Annotated in this window: 21 protein-coding genes and 4 pseudogenes; 14 read left to right on the top strand and 11 right to left on the bottom strand. The window is 68.9% G+C overall.

Annotation, left to right across the window (positions count from 1 at the left end; genetic code table 11):
* The first annotated feature begins 117 nt into the window (after positions 1 to 117).
* Both ACFV1J_RS38740 and ACFV1J_RS38735 read left to right on the top strand, forming a co-directional pair.
* Complete coding sequence (locus ACFV1J_RS38740; protein WP_385866410.1) at positions 118 to 546, top strand: VOC family protein; 429 nt, start codon at positions 118 to 120, stop codon at positions 544 to 546.
* Between the two features lie 148 nt (positions 547 to 694).
* Entirely contained in the window at positions 695 to 1150 is a 456-nt protein-coding gene (locus tag ACFV1J_RS38735) for a VOC family protein (RefSeq protein WP_385866408.1), read from the top strand.
* 27 nt (positions 1151 to 1177) lie between these two features.
* On the opposite strand, the pseudogene ACFV1J_RS38730 reads toward ACFV1J_RS38735, so the two are convergent.
* Together ACFV1J_RS38730 and ACFV1J_RS38725 are read right to left on the bottom strand one after the other, a co-directional pair.
* Positions 1178 to 1776: pseudogene (locus tag ACFV1J_RS38730) on the bottom strand (hypothetical protein); the annotation flags it as partial.
* A 454-nt stretch (positions 1777 to 2230) separates the two neighbouring features.
* Entirely contained in the window at positions 2231 to 3061 is an 831-nt protein-coding gene (locus tag ACFV1J_RS38725) for an NAD(P)H-binding protein (protein ID WP_385866407.1), read from the bottom strand.
* Between the two features lie 82 nt (positions 3062 to 3143).
* Here ACFV1J_RS38725 and ACFV1J_RS38720 point away from each other — a divergent pair, with 82 nt between their 5' ends.
* Positions 3144 to 4085, top strand: coding sequence for an AraC family transcriptional regulator (locus ACFV1J_RS38720; RefSeq protein WP_385866406.1), 942 nt, complete (start codon positions 3144 to 3146; stop codon positions 4083 to 4085).
* Positions 4086 to 4143: 58 nt separating this feature from the next.
* Here the strand turns inward: ACFV1J_RS38720 and ACFV1J_RS38715 are convergent, their stop codons facing one another.
* The 3 genes from ACFV1J_RS38715 to ACFV1J_RS38705 form a co-directional block, all read right to left on the bottom strand.
* Positions 4144 to 4371, bottom strand: a complete 228-nt coding sequence (locus tag ACFV1J_RS38715; protein ID WP_385866405.1) for a hypothetical protein — start codon at positions 4369 to 4371, stop codon at positions 4144 to 4146.
* A 40-nt stretch (positions 4372 to 4411) separates the two neighbouring features.
* A complete protein-coding gene (locus ACFV1J_RS38710; RefSeq protein WP_385866404.1) occupies positions 4412 to 4861 on the bottom strand; it encodes a hypothetical protein in 450 nt (149 codons plus the stop codon).
* A 1312-nt stretch (positions 4862 to 6173) separates the two neighbouring features.
* Positions 6174 to 6779, bottom strand: coding sequence for a transcriptional regulator (locus ACFV1J_RS38705; RefSeq protein WP_385866402.1), 606 nt, complete (start codon positions 6777 to 6779; stop codon positions 6174 to 6176).
* Positions 6780 to 7005: 226 nt separating this feature from the next.
* Between ACFV1J_RS38705 and ACFV1J_RS38700 the strand changes: the two are divergent.
* The 5 genes and pseudogenes from ACFV1J_RS38700 to ACFV1J_RS38680 form a co-directional block, all read left to right on the top strand.
* A pseudogene (locus ACFV1J_RS38700) lies at positions 7006 to 7161 on the top strand (winged helix-turn-helix domain-containing protein); the annotation flags it as partial.
* Positions 7136 to 7264 (top strand): hypothetical protein, encoded by a 129-nt coding sequence (locus ACFV1J_RS38695; protein WP_385866400.1) that lies wholly within the window; start codon positions 7136 to 7138, stop codon positions 7262 to 7264. The pseudogene ACFV1J_RS38700 and the gene ACFV1J_RS38695, both read left to right, overlap by 26 nt.
* A gap of 26 nt (positions 7265 to 7290) precedes the next feature.
* On the top strand, positions 7291 to 7440 hold the full coding sequence (locus tag ACFV1J_RS38690) for a hypothetical protein (RefSeq protein WP_385866399.1): 150 nt from the start codon (positions 7291 to 7293) through the stop codon (positions 7438 to 7440).
* A gap of 584 nt (positions 7441 to 8024) precedes the next feature.
* Positions 8025 to 8483, top strand: a complete 459-nt coding sequence (locus ACFV1J_RS38685) for an ATP-binding protein (protein WP_385866397.1) — start codon at positions 8025 to 8027, stop codon at positions 8481 to 8483.
* 327 nt (positions 8484 to 8810) lie between these two features.
* Positions 8811 to 9554: an FCD domain-containing protein gene (locus ACFV1J_RS38680; protein ID WP_351533280.1), complete on the top strand. Its 744-nt coding sequence runs from the start codon at positions 8811 to 8813 to the stop codon at positions 9552 to 9554.
* Positions 9555 to 9658: 104 nt separating this feature from the next.
* Here ACFV1J_RS38680 and ACFV1J_RS38675 read toward each other — a convergent pair whose 3' ends face one another.
* Entirely contained in the window at positions 9659 to 11332 is a 1674-nt protein-coding gene (locus ACFV1J_RS38675) for an L-lactate permease (RefSeq protein WP_385866394.1), read from the bottom strand.
* A 196-nt stretch (positions 11333 to 11528) separates the two neighbouring features.
* Between ACFV1J_RS38675 and ACFV1J_RS38670 the strand changes: the two genes are divergently transcribed.
* From ACFV1J_RS38670 to ACFV1J_RS38660, 3 genes are read left to right on the top strand one after another with little or no spacing between them, the layout of a single operon-like run.
* Complete coding sequence (locus ACFV1J_RS38670) at positions 11529 to 12302, top strand: (Fe-S)-binding protein (RefSeq protein ID WP_385866393.1); 774 nt, start codon at positions 11529 to 11531, stop codon at positions 12300 to 12302.
* Positions 12299 to 13852, top strand: coding sequence for a lactate utilization protein B (locus ACFV1J_RS38665; RefSeq protein WP_385866392.1), 1554 nt, complete (start codon positions 12299 to 12301; stop codon positions 13850 to 13852). Before ACFV1J_RS38670 ends, ACFV1J_RS38665 begins: the two co-directional genes overlap by 4 nt.
* Complete coding sequence (locus tag ACFV1J_RS38660) at positions 13849 to 14484, top strand: lactate utilization protein C (protein WP_385866390.1); 636 nt, start codon at positions 13849 to 13851, stop codon at positions 14482 to 14484. The genes ACFV1J_RS38665 and ACFV1J_RS38660 overlap by 4 nt, the downstream gene beginning before the upstream one ends.
* 83 nt (positions 14485 to 14567) lie before the next feature.
* Here the strand turns inward: ACFV1J_RS38660 and ACFV1J_RS38655 are convergent.
* The 3 genes and pseudogenes from ACFV1J_RS38655 to ACFV1J_RS38645 all read right to left on the bottom strand — a co-directional run.
* Positions 14568 to 14789: pseudogene (locus ACFV1J_RS38655) on the bottom strand (transposase); the annotation flags it as partial.
* Positions 14790 to 14992: 203 nt separating this feature from the next.
* Positions 14993 to 15616 (bottom strand): histidine phosphatase family protein, encoded by a 624-nt coding sequence (locus tag ACFV1J_RS38650; RefSeq protein WP_385866388.1) that lies wholly within the window; start codon positions 15614 to 15616, stop codon positions 14993 to 14995.
* Positions 15617 to 15854: 238 nt separating this feature from the next.
* Entirely contained in the window at positions 15855 to 16349 is a 495-nt protein-coding gene (locus tag ACFV1J_RS38645) for an SLATT domain-containing protein (RefSeq protein ID WP_385866385.1), read from the bottom strand.
* 235 nt (positions 16350 to 16584) lie between these two features.
* Here ACFV1J_RS38645 and ACFV1J_RS38640 point away from each other — a divergent pair, with 235 nt between their 5' ends.
* Positions 16585 to 16911 (top strand): hypothetical protein, encoded by a 327-nt coding sequence (locus ACFV1J_RS38640; RefSeq protein WP_385866383.1) that lies wholly within the window; start codon positions 16585 to 16587, stop codon positions 16909 to 16911.
* Between the two features lie 132 nt (positions 16912 to 17043).
* On the opposite strand, the pseudogene ACFV1J_RS38635 reads toward ACFV1J_RS38640, so the two are convergent.
* Positions 17044 to 17687 (bottom strand): annotated as a pseudogene (locus ACFV1J_RS38635) (transposase family protein); the annotation flags it as partial.
* A gap of 283 nt (positions 17688 to 17970) precedes the next feature.
* Positions 17971 to 18735, bottom strand: a complete 765-nt coding sequence (locus ACFV1J_RS38630; RefSeq protein WP_385866381.1) for a polysaccharide deacetylase family protein — start codon at positions 18733 to 18735, stop codon at positions 17971 to 17973.
* Positions 18736 to 19001: 266 nt separating this feature from the next.
* On the opposite strand from ACFV1J_RS38630, the gene ACFV1J_RS38625 reads away from it, so the two are divergent.
* Both ACFV1J_RS38625 and ACFV1J_RS38620 read left to right on the top strand, forming a co-directional pair.
* Positions 19002 to 19904 (top strand): hypothetical protein, encoded by a 903-nt coding sequence (locus tag ACFV1J_RS38625; protein WP_385866380.1) that lies wholly within the window; start codon positions 19002 to 19004, stop codon positions 19902 to 19904.
* A partial coding sequence (locus tag ACFV1J_RS38620; RefSeq protein WP_385866378.1) for a helix-turn-helix domain-containing protein occupies positions 19793 to 20244 on the top strand: 452 nt, incomplete at its 3' end. The genes ACFV1J_RS38625 and ACFV1J_RS38620, both read left to right, overlap by 112 nt.

Raw genomic sequence — 20244 nt, 5'->3', positions numbered from 1 at the left:
GCCGGATCGATCCCTTTCGACGCACGACGCAGCAGCGGCTCCAACGGCCATCCTCGCGTCAACATGCAGGTTGCTAGCGGGAGATGAGCCATACAGGCCCCCTGTTATGGTGCGCGTGTGTCATCGATCAAGCAGTTCCAAGTCACCTTTGACTGCGCAGAACCTGAGCGCGTCGCTCGTTTTTGGTGCGAGGTGTTGGGGTACGTCGTAGCGCCGCCACCGGCGGGGTTCGCCACGTGGGACGATTTCGACCGCTCCCGGCCTCCGGAGGATCAGGGTTCGTGGTTCGCCTGCAGTGATCCCTCAGGTGTGGGCCCGCGACTGTTCTTTCAGCGCGTTCCCGAAGGCAAGGTCGTCAAGAATCGGGTGCACCTTTGCGTGCGGGTCGGCACCGGGCTCGTGGGTGAAGAGCGCCTCGCCGCGCTTGAGGCCGAGTGCGCACGGCTGGTCCCGCTCGGCGCGGTACGCGTACGGCTGCTGTATGACGGCAACGATTCGTGCATCGTGATGCAGGACATCGAGGGCAACGAGTTCTGCCTCGACTGAGCACCTCCCGGCCGGCGAGGTCGGAAGCCGCCCCCTGGGCCTCTGGGCTCCTGGGCTCCTGGGCTCCTGGCCTCCTGGTAAAAGGGTCTACCCTAGGGCCTGTTGCGAAAGTGGGTCGTCTGTCAGACCTGCCTGGGATGCTCTGAGCATGGAAATGACACTGCAACTGACGATCGACTGCTCCGATCCGCAAAAAATGGTGACCTTCTGGGCCGACGCCCTGGGCTACGTGCCTGAGCCTCCGCCGGGCGGGCACACCACGTGGCGTGCTTACTGGGCGGCGATGGGAGTGCCCGAGGCAGAGTTGCCGGCCGGTGCCGGGGACATTCCGGAGTCGATCATCGATCCCGCGGGACGTGGACCGAGGGTGTGGTTCCAGCAGGTTCCGGAGCCGAAGGTCGCCAAGAACCGGTGGCACTTCGACCTGAAGGTCGGCGGTGGCCGTGACGTCCCACTGGACGTCCGCACGCAGCGGGTCAAGGCTACGGTGGAACGGCTGGTCACAGCTGGTGCCACCGTGCTGCGGATCAAGGATGAGCCGGACATGGGGCTCTACGCCGCCGCCATGCAGGACCCCGAGGGCAACGAATTCGACGTCGTCTGAGAGCCGTTGCGACGGCGCTGGTCACAATCACTCGTTCACGGCTGCGACCAGCACCGTCGCCTCGTAGCGGACGGAAAGCTTGCCGTACCTCGTAGCCACCGCCCGGTGCCTCCTCAGTCGGCTGATCCCGCACTCGACCGCAGGCGCTCGCGGAAATCCACCGCATCGAAACGCGGCGGTCGGCCACCCCCAGCAGGCAGTTCACTCTGGCCGCCTTCGCGGCGGCGGGATGACCAGGCCGCTGCCCCGGTACCGCCGTCCGCCATGACCGCGCGCCGGCCCACGGCGGCCTACGCACCGGTCACTTCCCACGCCTTGCCGTCGTTACGGTCGCCGATGACCGGCCGGCCGGCGGCGCGACGAGTCGGGCGCCGGCATCGATGACGACCTGGTGGCTGGTCGAGTACCTGAAGTTCTTCGACTGCTGCGGCGACCGTCTACCGCCGCAGCAGCCCCGCGTGAGACCAGAGTGCCGTCGACGATCAGCACGACATCCTTATACGGAACCGCCTGCGGGGCCCGAGCGCGAACGGCCGCCCGAGAAGGCCGATACGCGGTCAGCGGCCGACGTCAGCACCTCAACGGTGGGACGAACTGTCGCGGCGTCAGTTCGTACGCCAGTAGGAGCCGTCCTTTCTGCTCGCACCCTTCAACGCGTCACCACCCGCGACGACTTTGCCCGCACGACCACACACAGGCAGCAGCCACCCCAGCCTGGATCGGTGAGGCCCGCCAACTGATCAGCCACGAGATCGCACGGCACCTCGCCCCAGCCGCACGCCGACCCGGAAGACAACGAAGCTGTGTCGGACCGCCGGCCGACCCCAAAGGCAACCCATGCTCCCTCACACCAGGCGCCGGCCGACCCGAAAGGCAACCCATGCTCCCTCACACCAGGTGCCGGCCGACCCGAAAGGCAACGAAGGCTGTGTCGGACCGCCGGCTGGGCCGGCCCGGAACCCGCTCGGCGGGGAACGCCCAACCAGAGCCGCGACGGCTCGTTCGGCCCGCGCTTTGAGGTGGCAAGGCGAGAGGACCACGTCGCTGCTCCACACCTGGCTGCTCGACCTGCCCGGAGGTTCAGTTCCAATGTCCCGCGGCAGCGGTCTTGGTGACGAAGGACTCGAAAGTCCTGGGGGGTCGGCCAAGGGCTCGTTCCACGCCGTCAAAGAGCGCGGCGCCCGCGCCGTTCGCGATGGCGACCAGCAGCCCCGTCAGCAGCTGGGCGACGTCGCGTTCGGCGCCGGCGGCGACCTGGCGCTCGACGAAGTCCGCCGCCGCCACGTCCACGTGACGGATCGTACGGGCGGTGGCGTGGGCGATGAGGTCGGCCGCCTCACCGAAGCTGATGGCCCGTGGGCCGGACAGGTCGTAGACACAGCCGCTGTGGTGGTCTTCGGTCAGCGCCGCCACGGCGACCTCGGCGATGTCCTCGGCGTCGATGAACGGCGTGCGCCCGTCACCGGTGGGCAGGGCCAGGGTGCCGGCGAGGATCCCGGGCCGCCAGGGTCCCTCGCTGAAGTTCTGCGCGAACCACTGGGGGCGCAGGATGGTCCAGTCGACGCCGCAGCCGCGCACGGCCTGCTCGGCGGCATGCAGGGGATGGCCCTCCTCGCCCGCGCGTGGGGCGGACAGCAGCACCAATCGTCGTACGCCGCAGGCGACCGCCTCGGTCACCAATCGGGGGATGCGCGCTGCGTGGTCCGTGCTCGCCGACAGGCGGGGCTCCACGAGGTAGACGGCAGTGACGCCATCGAGCGCGGGCGCCCAACTCGCCGCATCGTCAAGGTCGAAGCGCACGTCGCCGCCGCTGCGGGACGTCGTGCGGACCGGCAGGCCGGCGGCCTTGAGGCGCCGGGCAACGCGACTGCCGGTCTTGCCGGTGCCGCCGAGGACAAGAAAGGAGTTCATGGCGTCCAGACAACCCCACAGGCCTATGGACGATCCATGGGAGACCGTCGCAGATCCCTTTGTGATCGTCTAGCGTGGGAGCGTGGACGTGCTGAGCGATCTGTTGCACCGGGCCCGGGCCAGGAACGCGATGGTCAGGCAACTGATCCAACGTCCCCCGTGGTCACTGACCTTCACCGACCCTCCACCGCTCACGGTCGTCACCACGCTCGCCGGTGACGCGTCGGTGCGCATCGACGACACGGACACCGCATCGGTACCGCTCGCGGCGGGCGACATCGCCCTCATCACCCGCCCCCGCCGGTACACGATCGCCGATGCCCCCACCACCCCGCCCCAGGTCGTGATCCACGGGCGGAGCAAACGCGTCGTCGACACCTCCACGCAAGCGCCGGACACGCAGCGGAACCTGGCGCCCCGCACCTACGGCGACGGTCTGCCCGGGGCCACGATCATGCTCCGCGGCGCCTACGACCTCCGCGGCGACGTCGGCGACCGTCTCCTGGACATGCTGCCGCCGCTGGCGGTCGTACCCGCCGGGCCGGCGACCCGGGCGGCACTGGACCTGCTCGCCACGCAGGCCACCCGCGACGAACCCGGTCAGGACGCCGTGCTGGACCGGCTGCTGGACCTCCTCCTGGTGCTGGCGTTGCGGGCCTGGTGCGCCGCCACGCAGACGGCGCCCGCCTGGTACCAGGCGCTGTCCGATCCGGCGATCGGCCAGGCGCTGCGCCTGCTGCACCAGCAACCAGCCCACCGGTGGACGGTCGCCGAGCTGGCCGCCCGGGTCGGCACGTCCCGCGCGGCGTTCGCCGCCCGCTTCACCGCGCTGGTCGGCCAGCCCCCTCTCACCTACCTCACCAGCTGGCGCATGACCCTGGCGGCGGACCTGCTGCGAAACGCCGAGACGACCGTCGCCGCCGTGGCCCGCGAGGTCGGATACGAAGATCCCTTCGCCTTCAGCGTGGCGTTCAAGCGCAACCGGGGTGTCAGCCCCTCCCTCTGGCGCCGCCGGACCCACTGACACGGCCCCGAGAGGTCCTCCACCCCAAGAAGGCACGGCCTTCCACGGCGCCCGAGCTTTACGTGCCGGGCTCCGACCCCACTTCCCGGGCCCACCACCTGGTGCGCTGCAGGTCTTCAACCAGCCTCTTTCGGTTGTCGCCCGCGTCGCTGTCCAGGCTCACGTCGCCGTACAGCTTCAGTGTTTGCTTGGGTCCGAGCTTGTCGAAGAAGGCCGTGGAGAAGGCGGGGTCGTTGTGATGATGGGAGAGAATCCTGTCGAGTTCTCTCAGGTCCGCGTCCGACATCTTGGACCCCTTCTTCAGGAGCCGGGCGGCGTAGTCGGCGTCAGCGGGACTCCAGGGAGGTGGCGACCTTGGAGTTGAAGTCGTTCTTGTCGTGGCCCAGATCACGCCGTAGCGCGCGTGCGGTGCTGGCGTCGATCTCGTCGGCCTCGTCGAGGACGGCACCGATGAGCGCCGCGAACATCTGTACCTTCAGTGCCCGGTCATCGAAGATCCCGGAGTCACTGTCATCCGCGTCGGTGACCTCGCCGTTGTCGCTGACGTGCAGTTTCTGCTTCTTCGCGTCTTCATGGACGAGCTGGTGCAGCTTTTGCTGACATTTCTTCAGGCCGGTGTGTGCCTCGGCCAGAGCCGGCCGGATCGCTTTGGCTTCGGCGCTGGCGTCGGATATCTCCTGGCCTGTTTCCTTTACCACTGCACCGGCAGCTGCGGCGGTACCGTCGGAGCTCTGCCATCCGGCTGCTCGGAAAGGGCGTTCGACGGGGCCGGACACCGAAGGGACTGGACTCGGGGCGGCGGACGGACATCATCGTCCGCTCATTGGCCGACTCGGCCTGCTGGTAGTTGTCCGCCGTGGCAGCGCATCTGTCGTGCAGTGAACGACACCTGTTGACCAGAGCCGTCGTCTGGCTGCGCCAAGAATCCACCACTTGGTTCAGCGCGGCCCCCAGCGAGCTGCTCCAGTACTGCCCCTTCAAGGAGTCGGCGGCAGCTCTTGTGGCGTCCTCGGCCCGCGTACCGGCCGTCCGGACATCGCCGGCTAATTCGTTGGCGCCGTGCCCTGCTCGCCTCAGCGATGCCCGTTCCTCGATCCGCGTCGTCCCCGCGGCCCCGCCGGGCGGTGGCCCGCCCATGGGCGGCCCTGGAATAGGAAGCATGTCGCCACAATCCCCCGTACCGCATCTACTGGCATGGTCCTGCCATCCACCGTAGGCCGGAGGCGAACCGAGCCATGAAGATCAAGCCACCCTCGCCTGGAGGCACGCCCGGCAACCGGGACCCACCGGGAAAATGCGCGATGCGCCCTCCTCGTGAACCGATCGGACTGGCTTCCTGCAATGGAACTCAGCACAGCCATGCCGTGCTGCCACTGTCAGCTGATCACTTGAGTCGGCAGTGCAGGCGTGAGAGTGGCGGCGGTTCCCTGTCGTGTTCGGCAGATGGAGCCCCTCCGCGGCCTTCTCCGGCTCTTGGTTGTGGTGTTGTCCTAGCCCTGATTGAGGAACCGATGCGTCCGTCCAGCGGAAGGCAGCTCAGCCGCTAGGGAAGCGTCATCCCTCTGGTGCGGCGCCTCAAATTCTTTCAGCTGCGAGCTTTCCTGAAGAGCCGCATCTTGTAGAAGGGGCTGGCAGAGTGACCAACGGGGCGGCTGGCCGGACTCGTTGTTTCTGTTCAGTGACGGAGCAGCCGCCCTCCTACCGCCGGGTCGCTGTCTGCTGTATCGGCCAGGAGGCCACGCCTGCCCGCGTCGAACAGGCTTGGGGTCGAGCACAAGCCACTGGTGGCAGTTCTGGCGACGCTGTACGACGCCCGAGGCGCGCGGGCTTCAGTCGCTGCTCAGGCCACCGAGAAAGCGCTGGTCAATGCAGGTGCAGCGACTGTGTTTCTCAATGGGGCGAACGAGTGCGTCCCGTTCAGGATTTGGGGAGCGTTATGCCCATCTCTCGCATGGCATCTGAGGCAGGTCCGCCTTCGGAGCGTTCGGTCGCGGGCTGACCGACGGCCTAGCTGGGCCCCGGGCACGGTGATGTTGAAGGGCTCGGAGCAGTTGGAGTTGACTCCGAGCCATTCGGGCGTGTGGTGTGTCAGGCCGCCCAGCCGACGGAGGAGACGTAGGTGTAGGCGTCCCAGTCGGTGCCGAGGGAGCCCTGGATGATCTCGTCCCAGATGGCTTCGAGCTCCTGGGTGTCGCCGGTGAGCCAGGCGTCGACGGCGCGGTCCCAGATGTTGCCCCGCACGTTGATGTCCCGGGCCTGCAGACCACGCTGCAGATCACGCCGATGACGCCGTTCGACCTGGGACTGGTCGGCCGGGTCGATCTCGATGCGGGTGCCCCGGCCGCCCTTGTTGAGCCGGCGCTTGAGGTCCGCTGCGACGTTGCGGCGGCGCAGGTCCCAGTAGGCGGCGTCCAGGCGGGCGAGGTTGCCCCGGTCGGGCGTCTGTTCCTCGGCGAGCCAGCGCATCAGGGTGCGAGGCCGGACGTGGATGCCAGCGCGGTCCATGGCTTCGTAGCCGGCGTCGGAGGCGGTCAGGTAGCGCAGGCGGGCGGCCAGACCGCGCTCGGAGTCGACGGAGGACTCGATGCCCCTCACCATCTTCTCGATGCCTTCCTTCAGGGCCTCGCCTCCGTGGATGCCGCGTGCCCGGTAGTGGCCCAGGTTCGTCCAGCGGCCTGCACCGGAGCCGGCCATCAGCGGGCCACCTTGCCGATGGTGTACTCACCGGAGGCCTTGGCGTCGCTGTGCTTGGAAGCGATGCGGTGGGCGGGGGCTCGGGGGAACGGTGGCGAACGACGGGTTCCGTTACGCCGTGCTCGGCCCACTGCAGGTGCGCTGCGCGGGCCGGACGGTCGAGCTCGGGCCCGGCAGGCCTCGGTCCTGGCGGTCCTGCTGCTGCATCTGAAACAATCCGGTACCGGCATCGGCGATCATCGACGCGGTCTGGGGTGAGCAGCCGCCGCGCGATGCCCGGAACACCCTGCAGACCAGCATCAGCCGTCTCCGCCGTGCCTTGCCGCCGGACGCTGGCGAGCCGGAGCCGCCCACCCGTGATCATGATGTCCGCCGTCGGTGAGCTGGACAGTGTCGTCCGCTGCCTGGAAATGGGCGCCGAGGATTACCTGCCGAAGCCCCTGGACCACCTCCTGCTGACCTCCAGGGTCAATACATCCTGCTGAAGATCCGGCTTGAGCAGGTGGAAAAGGTGCTCGCTGAGCTCACCGAGGCCGTGCAGGCCATGGCCGGCGGTGCGCTCCCGGCCGGGGCCCTGGACCAGGTCGCCGGGCAAACCGACTCGGTCGGCCGTCTGGCACGACAACTTCAGCAACTCGATGCCGTGACGTCGGAGCGGTAGACGCACGACACCGGGCCGGGCCGGCCCGCCACCCTGGAGAATCAATGATCTTCCGGCGCAACCCGCGCCGGCAGTAGGAGGGGACACACCGGCGCCAGCCCGTCTCTCCCGCTCCTCCACCACCCCCACCCCGCGTCCTCAGCCACCACACCGCCCCGCGTCCGGCGCCCGTTTAGGGGTCGTATCAGGGGTTCCCCTAACGACTGCCCCAGGGCACCGGGTGCACGGTGAAGGCATACGTCAACTCCCCGACACAGCCGACGGCGTGAAAAGAAATGGGGTGGACGTGATGACCAGGGTCGCTGTTCACCCACCACGGCCCTCTCGGGTGCCCCACCGGAAGCCCGCACCGCCTCCTGCCTCCACCGGCCGCCCACGGTCCCGGAGAGAAGCAAGGGCAGACAGATGTTCCCGAAACCGAAATCGTCCCCGAGCACGATCCGACAGCTCACGGTCGGCACGCCACTGGTGCCGTACGTCTTTTACTGGCCCGGGCCCCACACCAGTCCTCCCGCGTGGCGGCCCCGCCCCTGCCGTTCCAGCCTCCTGCTGCGGCGGATCCCGTCCGACTGGACCGCAACGTCATGAGTGCCGTCATTCGCAACCGTTGTGTCGCCGCTCGTGAGGGCGTACTGCTCCCGCTGTTCCGTCTGTTGTGGCGGCAGGCGACGATCGCTGCCGCGCGGATTGTTCAGCTGGCCCGGCAGCTGAGGACACACAGCAAAGTGGTCTCGCAGCCACTCGACCCGCATGTGCGCGCCGTGCCCCAAGCCCGGCGGATCATCCGGACCGAACTGGTCCGATGGGGGCTGCCCGGCCATGTCGAGATCGCCGAACTCCTGGTGAGCGAACTGGTCACCAATGCACTCCAGCACGCCTGGGGCCCCCTCCACCTTCGGATGTCCCACTCCCCCGCTTACCGGACGCTGCGCTGCGACATCGTCGACGGCTGCCCCTCTGCTCCGCCCGCCGACCGTCCACCCGCCCGCGCCGACGAGGAGCACGGCCGAGGGCTGCACCTGGTCGACCAGCTCTCGACCTGATGGGGCGCACGGCGCACCGCCGCCGGGAAGACCGTCTGGTTCGAGCTGCACACCCCCGGCCGCAGGGCCCGTCCACGACGAAAGCCGCAACCGGGAAGTGAGCCACCCGACTGACGTACCTCAACGGCACCGGCGGGGTCGCGCGTCCGGCTCGGGCGATGACAAGGCCTCCTCTCGTTCAGGCCGAAGGACTTCGAGCACGGGTACTGGGGCGATCGGCGTCGCGGGCGCTGTACCGCCGCACGGCCAGCGCGCCCCTTTTGGTCGGACCACATGCCATGTGTGACATAGTCGTGCCCCAAAGGGTTTCGGGAGGGAAGTGGCGTCATGGCCGTCGAGTGGGAGCCCGTCCGGCAGTCCCGCACCCACGAATTGGTGCTGGAGAGCATCGAGGCGCGGGTGCTGGCCGGTGAGCTCAAGGCCGGTGACCGGTTGCCGCCCGAGCGGGAGCTGGCGCCGGTGCTCGGCGTCAGCCGGTCCGCGCTGCGCGAGGCGCTGCGCGTGCTGGAGACGATCGGCGTGCTGGTCGCCCAGCCCGGTCGAGGCCCTGACGCCGGGGCGCGGATCGTGCGGCACCCCGACGACGCACTCGGCCGGCTGCTCCGCCTGCACTTCGCACTGGGCAGCTACCGCCTTGAGGACGTGTTGGAGGCACGGGTCACGCTGGAGCGGTCCAGCTTCCAGACCGCCGCCGGCCACGCCTCGGCGGAGGACCTGGAGGAGGCGGAGGCCCTCGTGCGGAGGATGCGGGCGCCCGGCGTCGAGGTCGTGGAGTTCAACGATCTCGACACCCGGTTCCACGTGCTGATCGCCCGGAGCTCCGGCAACCGGCTGACCTCCACCCTCACCTCGGCCGTGCGCGAGTCCGTGCGTCCGCTGATCCTGCGGGCCCTGGAGACGGTCGAGGACTGGCCGGCCGCAGCGGCCACCCTGAATGACCAGCACGCGGAGCTGCTGCGGCTGCTCCGGGTCGGCGAGGGTGCGCAGGCTGCCGATCTGGTGGAGGAGCACATCCGCGGGTTCCACGGCACGCTCGTGGACGACACCGAGCCGGAGCACGAGGGGGAATAGCGCGGTGGGAGGCACTGCCGCCGCGCAGAAGGGACACGCAGAGTAGCGGTGCGTGTGGGAGGAGCAGGGCGAGCCGCCTTGCTCCTCCACCCGTGTCAGGTGCTCTACGGCAGCATCCAGGACAGGGCCGGCAACGACTGCAGGTAGACCAGCAGTCCCAGCGCCGCAAGCATCGCGACGCTGTAGGCGACGACCTTGCGCAGCAGGGTCCGTTCGGAGCCGGGCTCCCCCACCGCGGTCGCCGCGATGGTCAGGTTCTGGGGGCTGACCAGCTTGCCGACCACGCCTCCGGAGGTGTTCGCGGCCACCAGGAGGGTCGGGTCGATGCCCGCGCTCTTGCCCGCGGTCTGCTGGAGGGTGGCGAACAGGGCGTTCGCCGAGGTGTCGGAGCCGGTGACGGCGGTGCCGAGCCAGCCGAGAGCCGGCGAGAGCAGGGCGAAGATTCCGCCGACCGTGGCGAGCCAGGTGCCGATCGCAACCGTCTGGCCGGACTGGCTCATGACGTAGCTCAGTGCCAGCACCGTGGCGACCGTGGCTATGGCCGTGCGCATGTTCTTGACGGTGCGCCCCGCGGCGAGCAGCGCGGTGCGGGCGGACATCGGGAACCGGTCGACGTCGCTCGCCAGGCTGTAGACGAGCGTCACCAGAAGGCCGGAGGCGATCAGCAAGGTGCCCGGGTTGCCGAGTACCTCCAGCTTGTAGACCGCGCTGGCGGCCGGAGAGCCGTCGCCGGCCAGCAGATTGCCGTACAGGCCGGGCCACTGGAACTCGATCTTGACGGCGCCGAGCAGCGCGGGGACGTCGAGCCCGTCGGCCTGGAGCTTGGCCAGTGCGAAGACGGCAATCACCAGGAGGTACGGCAGGACGGCCAGGCTCACCCGGCGCGGGGTCAGCGGCTCCGGATCGACCTGGGAACGCTGGGTGTCGGGGGTCTTCGGCGTCCAGAACCGCAGCATGATGACTGCGGCCGCGAACCCGGCCAGCGCGGAGACCACGTCGGTGAGTTCGTAGGCGAAGTGCGACGCGCACCAGAACTGGGCCACGGCGAAGACGACTCCGGTGACCAGGGCGATGGGCCACAGCTGCCGGAAACCGCGCACCCCGTCGACGAGGAAGAGCAGCAGCATCGGGACGAAGAGGGCAAGCAGCGGCGTCTGCCGACCGACCACCGCGGCGATGTCCTCGGGCGCGATGCCGGTGAGGTTGCCGGCCGTGGTGACGGGGATGGCCATGGCGCCGAAAGCAACCGGCACGGTGTTGGCGACCAGGACAGTCATGGCCGCCTTGAGCTTGGGCAGGCCGATCGCCATCAGCATCGCAGCGGTGATGGCGACAGGCGCCCCGAATCCGGCCAGGGCCTCAAGCAGGCCACCGAAGCAGAAGGCGATGAGCATCGCCTGGATGCGCAGATCGCCGCGGCCGATCGCACTGAAGGAACGACGCAGGTCCCCGAACCGGTTGCTCACGACGGTGAGTTCGTAGAACCAGAGGGCGGCAACGACAATCAACATCACCGGGAACAGACCGAAGAGCATGCCTTGGGTGGCGGACAGGACGCCGAGCCCTACCGGCATCCCGTAGCCCAGCACCGCGGTCAGTAGCGCGGTGACCAAGGCACCGAGTGCTGACTGGAGCGCCGAGCGCTTGGCCGCCATCAGCAGCACGAAGAAGACCGCGAGGGGCACGAGAGCGAGCAGGGCGGTGGCGGTGAGGCTCCCCCCGAAGGCGGTCACGTCAGGGGTGTAAGCCGCGAGGACGGCCGGTTGCGCTGTCAACAAGTGCGTGCTCCTTCGTGAGTGCGGGTGCTGCGGGGGCCGCCGCCGTCGGTGTCCCGTCCCGCCGGCCATGCCCGTGGTGCTGCCGAAGCGGCATCAGTAGGTCACCGATGACCTCACATGTCAATAAGGTCGGACCAAAGTGTGGCCAACGAAAGGGTCGGTGCCTACTATGGTCCGACCTAACTAGGGAGGCTCCATGCGCGTCGGACTCTTCGCCACCTGTCTGGGAGACACACTGTTCCCCGACGCGGTGAAGGCGACCGCGGTGCTGCTCGCCAGGCTGGGCCACGATGTGGTGTTTCCGCCGGAGCAGACCTGTTGCGGTCAGATGCACATCAACACCGGCTACCAGCGCGAACCCATCCCGTTGGTGCGGGCCTTCGCCGAGCAGTTCGGGGACTCGTCGCTCGACGCGGTGGTCATGCCGTCCGGATCCTGCGCGGGCTCGGTGCGCCACCAGCACGAGATCGTGGCCGAGCGGTACGGGGACGCGGCGCTCCGCGCCGGGGTCGCCGCCGTCAAGGCCAAAACCTACGAGCTGTCGGAGTTCCTCGTCGATGTGCTCGACGTGACCGACGTCGGAGCCTGGTTCCCGCACCGGGTGACCTACCACCCGACCTGCCACTCGCTGCGGATGCTGCGAGTGGGCGACAAGCCGCTGACGCTGCTGCGCGCAGTCGCCGGCATCGACCTGGTGGAGCTGCCGCAGTCCGACGCGTGCTGCGGCTTCGGCGGCACCTTCGCGGTCAAGAACGCGGACACGTCCAGTGCCATGCTCCGGGACAAGATGCGCGACGTGCTGTCCACCGGCGCGGACGTGTGCACGGCCGGCGACTCCTCCTGCCTGATGCACATCGGGGGTGGCCTGTCCCGCCTCAAGGCCGGGCCCCGCACCCTGCACCTGGCGCAGATCCTCGCCTCCACCCGCACCTCGCCCTTCCTGCTCCCGCAACCGGAGGCTGCCCGATGAGCCGCACCTTCCTCGGCATGCCCGCAGCCCCACCCCGCTCCCCGTACGGGACCGGCAATCTGCGCGGCGACCGGAAGTTCCCCGAGGCCGCCCACGACGAGCTGCGCAACGAGCAGCTGCGCGGCAACCTCCGCAAGGCCACCCACGCCATCCGCGCCAAGCGGCTCGCCGTCACCGGTGAACTGCCCGACTGGGAACGGCTGCGCGATGCGGGCTCGGCGATCAAGACGGAGACCATGAACCGGCTGCCCGAGTTGCTCGAACAGCTGGAGCGGAAGGTCACCGCGCACGGCGGCACGGTCCACTGGGCGCGCGACGGCGTCGAGGCCAACGAGATCGTCACCCGCCTGGTCCAGGAGACCGGCAGCGACGAGGTCATCAAGGTCAAATCGATGGCCACCCAGGAGATCGGCCTCAACGAACACCTCGCCACCCGCGGCATCACGGCGTACGAGACGGACCTCGCCGAGCTGATCGTGCAGCTCGCCGACGACAAGCCGTCGCACATCCTGGTCCCGGCGATCCACCGCAACCGCCACGAAGTCAGGGACATCTTCCGCACGGCCATCCCCGGCGTCGACCCCACTCTCGACTCCGTACCGGCACATCTGACAGCCGCGGCCCGGGCGTATCTGCGCCAGAAGTTCATGACGGTCCCGGTGGCCGTCTCCGGCGCCAACTTCGGCATCGCCGAGACCGGCACCCTGTCGGTGGTCGAGTCCGAGGGCAACGGCCGCATGTGCCTGACCATGCCCGACACCCTGATCACCGTCATGGGCATCGAGAAGGTGCTGCCGCGTTACCAGGACCTGGAAGTCTTCCTCCAGTTGCTGCCCCGCTCCTCGACCGGTGAGCGGATGAACCCCTACACCTCGATGTGGACCGGGGTGACCCCGGGCGACGGCCCGCAGGCGTTCCACCTGGTGCTCCTCGACAACGGACGCACCGCGGCACTCGCCGACCGGATCGGGCGGGAAGCGCTCCACTGCATCCGCTGCTCCGCCTGCCTCAACGTCTGCCCGGTGTACGAGCGGGCCGGCGGTCATGCCTACGGATCGACCTATCCCGGGCCCATCGGCGCTGTGCTCACCCCGCAGCTCGCCGGGATGGACGCCGCGAAGAACGACCCGAACAGCTCGCTTCCGTACGCCTCCAGCCTGTGCGGCGCCTGCTTCGACGCCTGCCCGGTGAAGATCGACATCCCGTCGCTCCTGGTCGAACTGAGGCACCAGCACACCGAGCAGGCCGGCACCACGGGGGAGAAGCTGGCGATGAAGGCCGCGGCAGCCGTCATGAAGCGGCCCGGACTGTTCACCGCCGTGCAGAAGGCTGCCGGACCCGGCGGCAGGCTGGTGGCCACACGGGACCGGAAGATCACGCGGCTCCCCGCGCCGTTCGACGGCTGGACCGACAGCCGGGACATCCCGGCCCCACCAAAGCAGACCTTCCGCTCCTGGCTGGCGTCCGAGGAGGGCGAAGCCGCCCTGCGGGCCGCCGCCGACGAGGGTGCCCAGCAGGGAAAAGATTCCTATGAGGAGGAGAACCGGTGACCGCTACCGCACGGGAGACGGTGCTCGGACGCGTCCGGGACGCCCTCGCCCGCTCCGGCCCCGCGGAGGTGACGATCCCCCGCGAATACCGCACCGGCCGTGCTCTGCCCGACGACGAACGACTCGCCCTCTTCGAGGACCGGCTGGCCGACTACAAAGCGCACGTGCGCACGTGCACCGCCGACCGCACCCCGGAGGTGATCGCCGAAGCCCTGCGGGAGCACGGCGCGCGCAGGACCGGGGCGCCCGCCGGCCTCGACGCAGCCTGGCTCGCCGCCTACGACGGCGAGGTCCAGTGGGACTCCGCGGACATCCCGGCCCACCAACTCGGCAAGCTGGACGGGGTGGTGACCGCATCCGCGGTCAGTTCCGCCGAGACCGGCACGATCTTCCTGGACGGCTCCCCCGATCAGGGCCGGCGCGCGCTGTCCCTCGTCCCCGACCTGCACGTCTGCGTCGTCGCCCTGTCGTCGGTGGTGGCCGGCGTGCCGGAGGCGGTCGCCCGGCTGGTCCCGGAGCGCCCGACAACACTGATCAGCGGACCGTCGGCCACGTCCGACATCGAGCTGGAGCGCGTCGAGGGGGTGCACGGTCCACGCACCCTGGTGGTGGTGATCCGCACCGACGCCTGAGCCAGGCCACGGGCCCCCGCCCGACGGCAGGGAACCGGACCGCGCCTTCATGAGGCCGGGGGCGCTAAGAGGTCGTTTTCTCCCTATGTTTCATCCCGGAATCTGCTGTTGATGTGGTTTGCGGGGTTGCGCCAGGAGACGGCCGCTTCGCCGGTGAGGCGGCGGGCCATGAGGTCGGTCATGGCCAGATGGATCACGGCTTCGGAGCGGGCGGGGAGGGTTTCGTAGTCACGGGCCAGGCGGCGGTGGAGCATGAGCCAGCCGTAGGTCCGCTCAACTGCCCAGCGTTTCGGTAACGGGGTGAACCCTCTGGTCCCGGGGGCGCGTGGTGATTTCCATGTCGATGCCGAGGGCGGCTGTAGTGCGTGTTTCTCATCCGCCGTGCTTCGGACCGGTGTTGGTGCGAGCCTTCACAGTGCGTGCGGTGACCCTGAAGGCGTGGCAGCCCTCAACGTCGCGAGCATCCATAGCTGGTCCGCAAGATGATTCGGAGGAAGCGGTCTGGGCCTCAGACGTGGAGCTCCCGCGGGAAGCCGGTCCAGCGGAGCTCGGCGGGGAGGTGGCCGGTGTCGTTGAAGAGGAGAACCGACGTGGGGCGGCCCGGCGCGTAGCGGATGACAGTCAGCGCCGCGTTGGCGTGGTTGATGCCCATCCAGCGCCACTTCGGGGCGTCGAGGGCAGCTCGGACGAGCCAGCCGACGAGGAAGTTGTGGGTGATGACGAGTTCGTGGCACGGCTCGTCGCCGACGACGGGGCCGGTGAACTCCGCGAGCGCCGCTGCCGCGAGCCCGGGCCCCTCCTCGCGTTCCTCAGCCGGAAACTGGCCCAGGAACCCAAGCATGGCGTCGGCCGTCTCCGGCGGCAGCTCCTCGCGCTCCGGCAGGTACGGAATGTAGTCGCCAGCCGCATCCGAGCGCCGCAAGGGGACGCCGTCGAGCCGTTCGCCGACCAGCCGGGCGGTCTGTTCGGTGCGGGCGAGCGGACCGTGATGGATCCCCGTCAGCGGGACCCCACGGAGCCGCTCCCCGAGCAGGGCGGCCTGGCGGCGGCCCGCGTCCGTCAGCTGGCTCTCATCCGACGATGCTTCGCCGTGCCGGGTGAGATAGAGATAGCGGGCGGCCGTGCCGGGCATGGGCAGCCTCCATTGGAGTCGATCTTGCTGGCTTCTGGGGGACGCCGACCCGCGCAGGCCGGTTCCACGAAGGACTGGGGTCTGTCTTCAATGATGTTGTGGAGCAGGTCGACGGCATCGGCCACGAAGGCCTTCGAGCCCTGCTCCGCCAGGAGGTGATAGCCGCTGCCCCTCGTCGTTATCGGATCTCACGCACCCGCACTCGTTCTGCCACGGCAACAGCCTGATGGCACGGCGTTCAGCCACGTAGCGGGATGCTGGAGATCTCTTTCTTGGCGCGGCGGCGGACACCGATCGGTAGCTGTGGGGCAGACTGCTCGATCTCTTCCCACTCGGTCGATGTGACGTCGACGTCTGTCTCGGTCACTTGGTCCCGGTTGGCCAGCCTCCGTTCGACCTGTCGGCGGAGGGTCGCGTAGCGCACAGCGGCTGCTCGGTGGCGCGAGGCGAGTTCGGGATAGTTCCAGACCAGTTGCCCGGCACTGAGCGCAGCCGTCAGCAAACTGGAGGCGCCGGCTGCTACGCGAACCCCGATGAGGCCGGAGGCCGAGAGAGAGGCGAAGAGCGTTGTACCGACGACTGCGGACAGCATGGCTGTGGAGATCCCGGTGACACGGTTCCAGTAATTGAATCGCTCCGAGGCGATGTTGTGAGCCACATGGAGCATCTGTAAGCCCCGGGCCCAACGCTCCAGTATCTCCACGTGGTCCGGACCACCGAGACCTTCCACCATGTGCCCCCCAACTCGACAGCCGAGCCCAGTGTGCCTCCGCCATCCCGCCCGACTGTGAAGCGGCTGTCAAGAGCGCACCACAAGCCGCCGTCTCGTCGTGGGGACCCGGACACCGGCACCGTGCAGACCACCGACGGCGGGGACCCGATGCCGGTGGCCCTGTTCGAGCCCCGAGCGCGCGATGATGTCCCGGATGCCGGGCGGCGCGCCCACCGAAATCCAGGTGGAGGGCGCCATGGCATCCGGAATGCGGCGCTTCCCCCGCGGCATCGCCGATCTGCGGACTACCCCCGGCTGGGCCCTGCACCGGCTGGCCGACGACCGGATCGAGCTGTGTTCCCCCGACGGCGGTGTCTACTCCCGCATCAGCGTCCCCTCCTCTCCCGACTGGTACGCCGCCGCCCTGCACCACGGGTACGTGGTCTGCTTCTACGGCCCGCAGCTCGGCGTGCGCACTCCGCCGGAGCAGTACACCGACGCCAAGCGGCTTGAGGAGTTCCGCACCACCCGCGGCCGCGGCCTGGTCGCCGGCGGCATCATTGCCTACCGCAACAACCGCTGACCGCGCCGGACGGTCGAGGTGGAGATCGTATGCCTACAGGAGTGGCCGTCGTCTGTGACATGGACGACTGCCTTGCCGTCTATCTGGCGGTGGAGACCGGCAACAATGGTGACGAGCGCTCAGCGGACGACGTCTCCAGCTGGCGCGTAAGGCGGTTGAGGGCGACGATTGGGTGCTCAGCTTCGGATCGCTCTGGCCTTTCTCGCGGCGGTGCGGGATGACCAGGCCGGTGCCCCGGTAGCCACCGTCCGCGATCACCATGGTCTTCCCGACGGCATCCTTGGCGCCGGACAGCTCCCACGCCTTACAGTCGTTGCGGTTGCCGGGCAGTGGCTGGCCGACCGCGACGACGAGCCGGGTGTCGGCGTCGATGACGACCTGGTGATTGGTCGAGTACCTGTAGTTCTTCGACTGCTCGGCGATGGTGTGGTCGCGGGTGGGGACCAGGGTGCCGTCCACGATCAGCACGGTGTCCTTGCGGAACCGCTTTCGCTGCTGGAGCGCAAGAGCCGGACCGAGGTGATCGATGATGCGGTCCGCAGCCGACTTCGACACCCCGAACAGCGGCGCCAGCTGCCGCAGCGTCAGGTTGGTTCGCCAGTACGCAGCAACCAGCAGAACCCGGTCCTCCAGCGGCAGGCTCACGGCCGGCCCTTGCGGACGGGGTCCGCACCCTCGCGCCGCAGCGCATTGATCAGCTTGCCGAACTGGCGCGGGCTCAGCCCGGCGAACGGGGCTATCCAGGACGGCTCCAACGCCGTGATCACACCAGACACAGCAAGATCAGCTCACCCGTGACCAGCCGTTACGGGACAGCCCTTAAGGGTCCTGGGGCTCTCACGCCTGAGGCGTGACGTCGCACCCCCGTCGTTGGGGCCCTACGGCAGGTTCTCAGGGGGTGTGGCTCTGCGGTTAAGCGTGCTGCCGGTGAGACGCAGGCCGGCGGCACGCTCCACCGCGCACCTCCACCCTGGCTTCCCCGGCCGCCCCGCGCGTCGAGCGCGGAAAGAGGTCTTGGGAGTGCGCCCGGCCCCAACGGTGCCTCAAAGCGCCCGACCATCACCGGCTCCCGAGGTGATGGATCGCCCGTGGGAGGAGAGTACGGAGGTCGACGACGCGGTATCCACGGGCGGCGATTGCATCGAGGATCCGTGGCAGGGCCTGGGCGTCGATCACGTCCGTGCCGCCCTCGCGGTCGCCCACGTGCATCTGCAGGATCGCCCCCGGGCCCAGGGCGTCAAGGGCCCTGCGCACCGCGCCGTCGACGCTCATGCCGCCCCCGAGGCCCATCCACCCGTTGGTGTCCGTGGTGAACTCGATGTCCGCGAAGCCGTACCCGTTGACCTCGCTGATCAGGGCAGGAGTGGTCTCGCTGTAGGGGAACCGGAAGAACGGGGTCAGGGCCCGTCCTGCACCGGCCGCGCGCAGGGCCCGGTCCGCTGCCCGCACCTCGCGACGCACCCCTGCCGCTGTCAGGTCCTTGAAGTGGGGGTGGCTGTAGGAGTGGTTGCCCAACCCGTACCCGCCGGCCGCGATCCTCTTCACGACCTGCGGGTAGCGGTCGGCGAAATCGCCAGTCAGGAAGAACGTGGCCGGCGTATGCCGACGGGCGAGCCCACCGAGGACGCGGTCCAGGCCTGCGTCGTTCCAGGCCGCGTTGAACGTCACCGCGACCACCCGCTCGCGCGTACGGATCAGCCGGTTCTCCGATCCGAACAGCGCCCGCAGACCGTCCCCGTCCGCTGTCGCCGCCAGGCACGGCGAAAAGGTGACTGCGGCCGCCACAGTTGGGGCCACCGGCACCGCCACCCACAGGACAGCCAAGCCCCCGGTAACCATCCCGGACAGGCAGCGATACAGAAGACAGCGAGCGGCGACGAGACAACGCGTTTCCATGCCAGCGCCATCGGCCGACCGGTACCCGCCCTTGAGCCCTCTTCTGACCCCCGGTCCATCCCAGACAAGAACCCGCAAGAGATCTCGGCCAGCCAGCCGAGCAAGATCAGGAGCTTAGTGGTCGGCTCCGGAAATCCTTCGGGAGTTGACGCCTCTTCTCCGGCTGTCAGACGTGGCTGCCACGCTCTCCTCCCATGACGACACCACCACGCTGGGCCGATGACCTGTTCCCGTTCCCCACCCCACCCGCACTCACCAAGGTGATCGACATCGCCTGGGAGGAGGGGTTCCTCACGACGGACCTGTACGAGGAGGGCCTGTACGACGCTGGCCGCGTGCAGACCAGCTTTGCCCTGCCGTTCGACCTGTGCGAGGTACCCCTCGCACCCCAGGGGTGGGAGTACTGCTACGCGGGGGAAGCGTTCCGCCGGCACCACGTACCGTTCATGTCCGTGCCGGAACTCCTGCCCTTCGCGGACCTCGGCACCGGCACCTGCGTCGGATGGGTGGTCCCTGCGCCGGAACTCGGACGCACCGACCATCCCGTTGCTTCCTTCGGCCACAAGGAGCCAGGCGTCATCGGCCGGAATACCCTGGACGGCCTCACCTTTCTGCTCTCCCTCGCCCTGCGCAGCGGAGGAGAGCGCCGTCGCACCCAGGTGGCACGTCTGTCGGCCGTACTGGGCATCCATCCCACCCCGGAATACGGCCTTACTCCCGGCGGCCGCAGCGACGCGGAGGTCCCCCTCGATCTTGCGCCGCCGGCCGGCTGGCGCCACGAACCCGACCCGTCCGGCATCGGTGTCGGCGTTCTCGCACCGAACGACGCCTTCGCCGATGAGTATCCCGCCTTCACCGGGGACACTGACTTCATCCTGGCTGATGCCTCCCGGATGCTCGACGCGGGCTACCCGGCGAGCGCTCTTTTGGGACTCACCGCCGCCTACCACGAGGATGTAGAGCGCCTCCCGGACCTCCACCCCTTGTGGGCTCGCGCTTACGACCATCTCGGCCGCACGCTGCTCCGCGAACGTCTCGACGCCATGCTGGAAGACCACCCGGGCCAGCCTCGCACGTTGACGCAGTGGGGCGTCTGACGGAGGATCAACTACTGACCTTCTCGTTAGTTCTGTGGGTGTGGCGGGCTTGTTGGTGGGACCCTGATGTTGTGTCTTTCAAGCCTTCGCCTGTTGCTTCCAGATCTGTCGTTCCTCCTTTGACGCGGCCGCAGTTGGCCGAGGCTCGGCGTGTGCGGGCGGCCGAGTTGTTCGGGCAAGGACGCACGAGTACTGAGATCGCACGGATGTTGGAGGTCAGTCACGAGAGCGTGCGGCGGTGGAGGCGGGTATGGGAGGAGGGCGGCACTGATGCCTTGCGCCGGCGTCCGGCCACCGGTCGTCCGCCCAAGCTGGATGACGCCCAGGTCGAGCGGGTGCG

Origin of the sequence: Streptomyces sp. NPDC059649 (assembly GCF_042734445.1) — a bacterium.
Lineage (GTDB): Bacteria > Actinomycetota > Actinomycetes > Streptomycetales > Streptomycetaceae > Streptomyces.
Note: the sequence above shows the minus strand (reverse complement) of the source record. Positions and strands in the feature narration are given on the sequence as shown.

What these genes read in the sequence shown, in the direction of transcription:
- ACFV1J_RS38670 (WP_385866393.1), top strand. Translation starts at nt 11,529, where the DNA reads ATGCGCGTCGGACTCTTCGCCACCTGTCTGGGAGACACACTGTTCCCC.
- ACFV1J_RS38645 (WP_385866385.1), bottom strand. Translation starts at nt 16,349, where the DNA reads ATGGTGGAAGGTCTCGGTGGTCCGGACCACGTGGAGATACTGGAGCGT.
- ACFV1J_RS38665 (WP_385866392.1), top strand. Translation starts at nt 12,299, where the DNA reads ATGAGCCGCACCTTCCTCGGCATGCCCGCAGCCCCACCCCGCTCCCCG.
- ACFV1J_RS38650 (WP_385866388.1), bottom strand. Translation starts at nt 15,616, where the DNA reads ATGCCCGGCACGGCCGCCCGCTATCTCTATCTCACCCGGCACGGCGAA.
- ACFV1J_RS38705 (WP_385866402.1), bottom strand. Translation starts at nt 6,779, where the DNA reads ATGGCCGGCTCCGGTGCAGGCCGCTGGACGAACCTGGGCCACTACCGG.
- ACFV1J_RS38725 (WP_385866407.1), bottom strand. Translation starts at nt 3,061, where the DNA reads ATGAACTCCTTTCTTGTCCTCGGCGGCACCGGCAAGACCGGCAGTCGC.
- ACFV1J_RS38735 (WP_385866408.1), top strand. Translation starts at nt 695, where the DNA reads ATGGAAATGACACTGCAACTGACGATCGACTGCTCCGATCCGCAAAAA.
- ACFV1J_RS38625 (WP_385866380.1), top strand. Translation starts at nt 19,002, where the DNA reads ATGACGACACCACCACGCTGGGCCGATGACCTGTTCCCGTTCCCCACC.
- ACFV1J_RS38680 (WP_351533280.1), top strand. Translation starts at nt 8,811, where the DNA reads ATGGCCGTCGAGTGGGAGCCCGTCCGGCAGTCCCGCACCCACGAATTG.
- ACFV1J_RS38715 (WP_385866405.1), bottom strand. Translation starts at nt 4,371, where the DNA reads ATGTCGGACGCGGACCTGAGAGAACTCGACAGGATTCTCTCCCATCAT.
- ACFV1J_RS38640 (WP_385866383.1), top strand. Translation starts at nt 16,585, where the DNA reads ATGGCATCCGGAATGCGGCGCTTCCCCCGCGGCATCGCCGATCTGCGG.
- ACFV1J_RS38685 (WP_385866397.1), top strand. Translation starts at nt 8,025, where the DNA reads ATGAGTGCCGTCATTCGCAACCGTTGTGTCGCCGCTCGTGAGGGCGTA.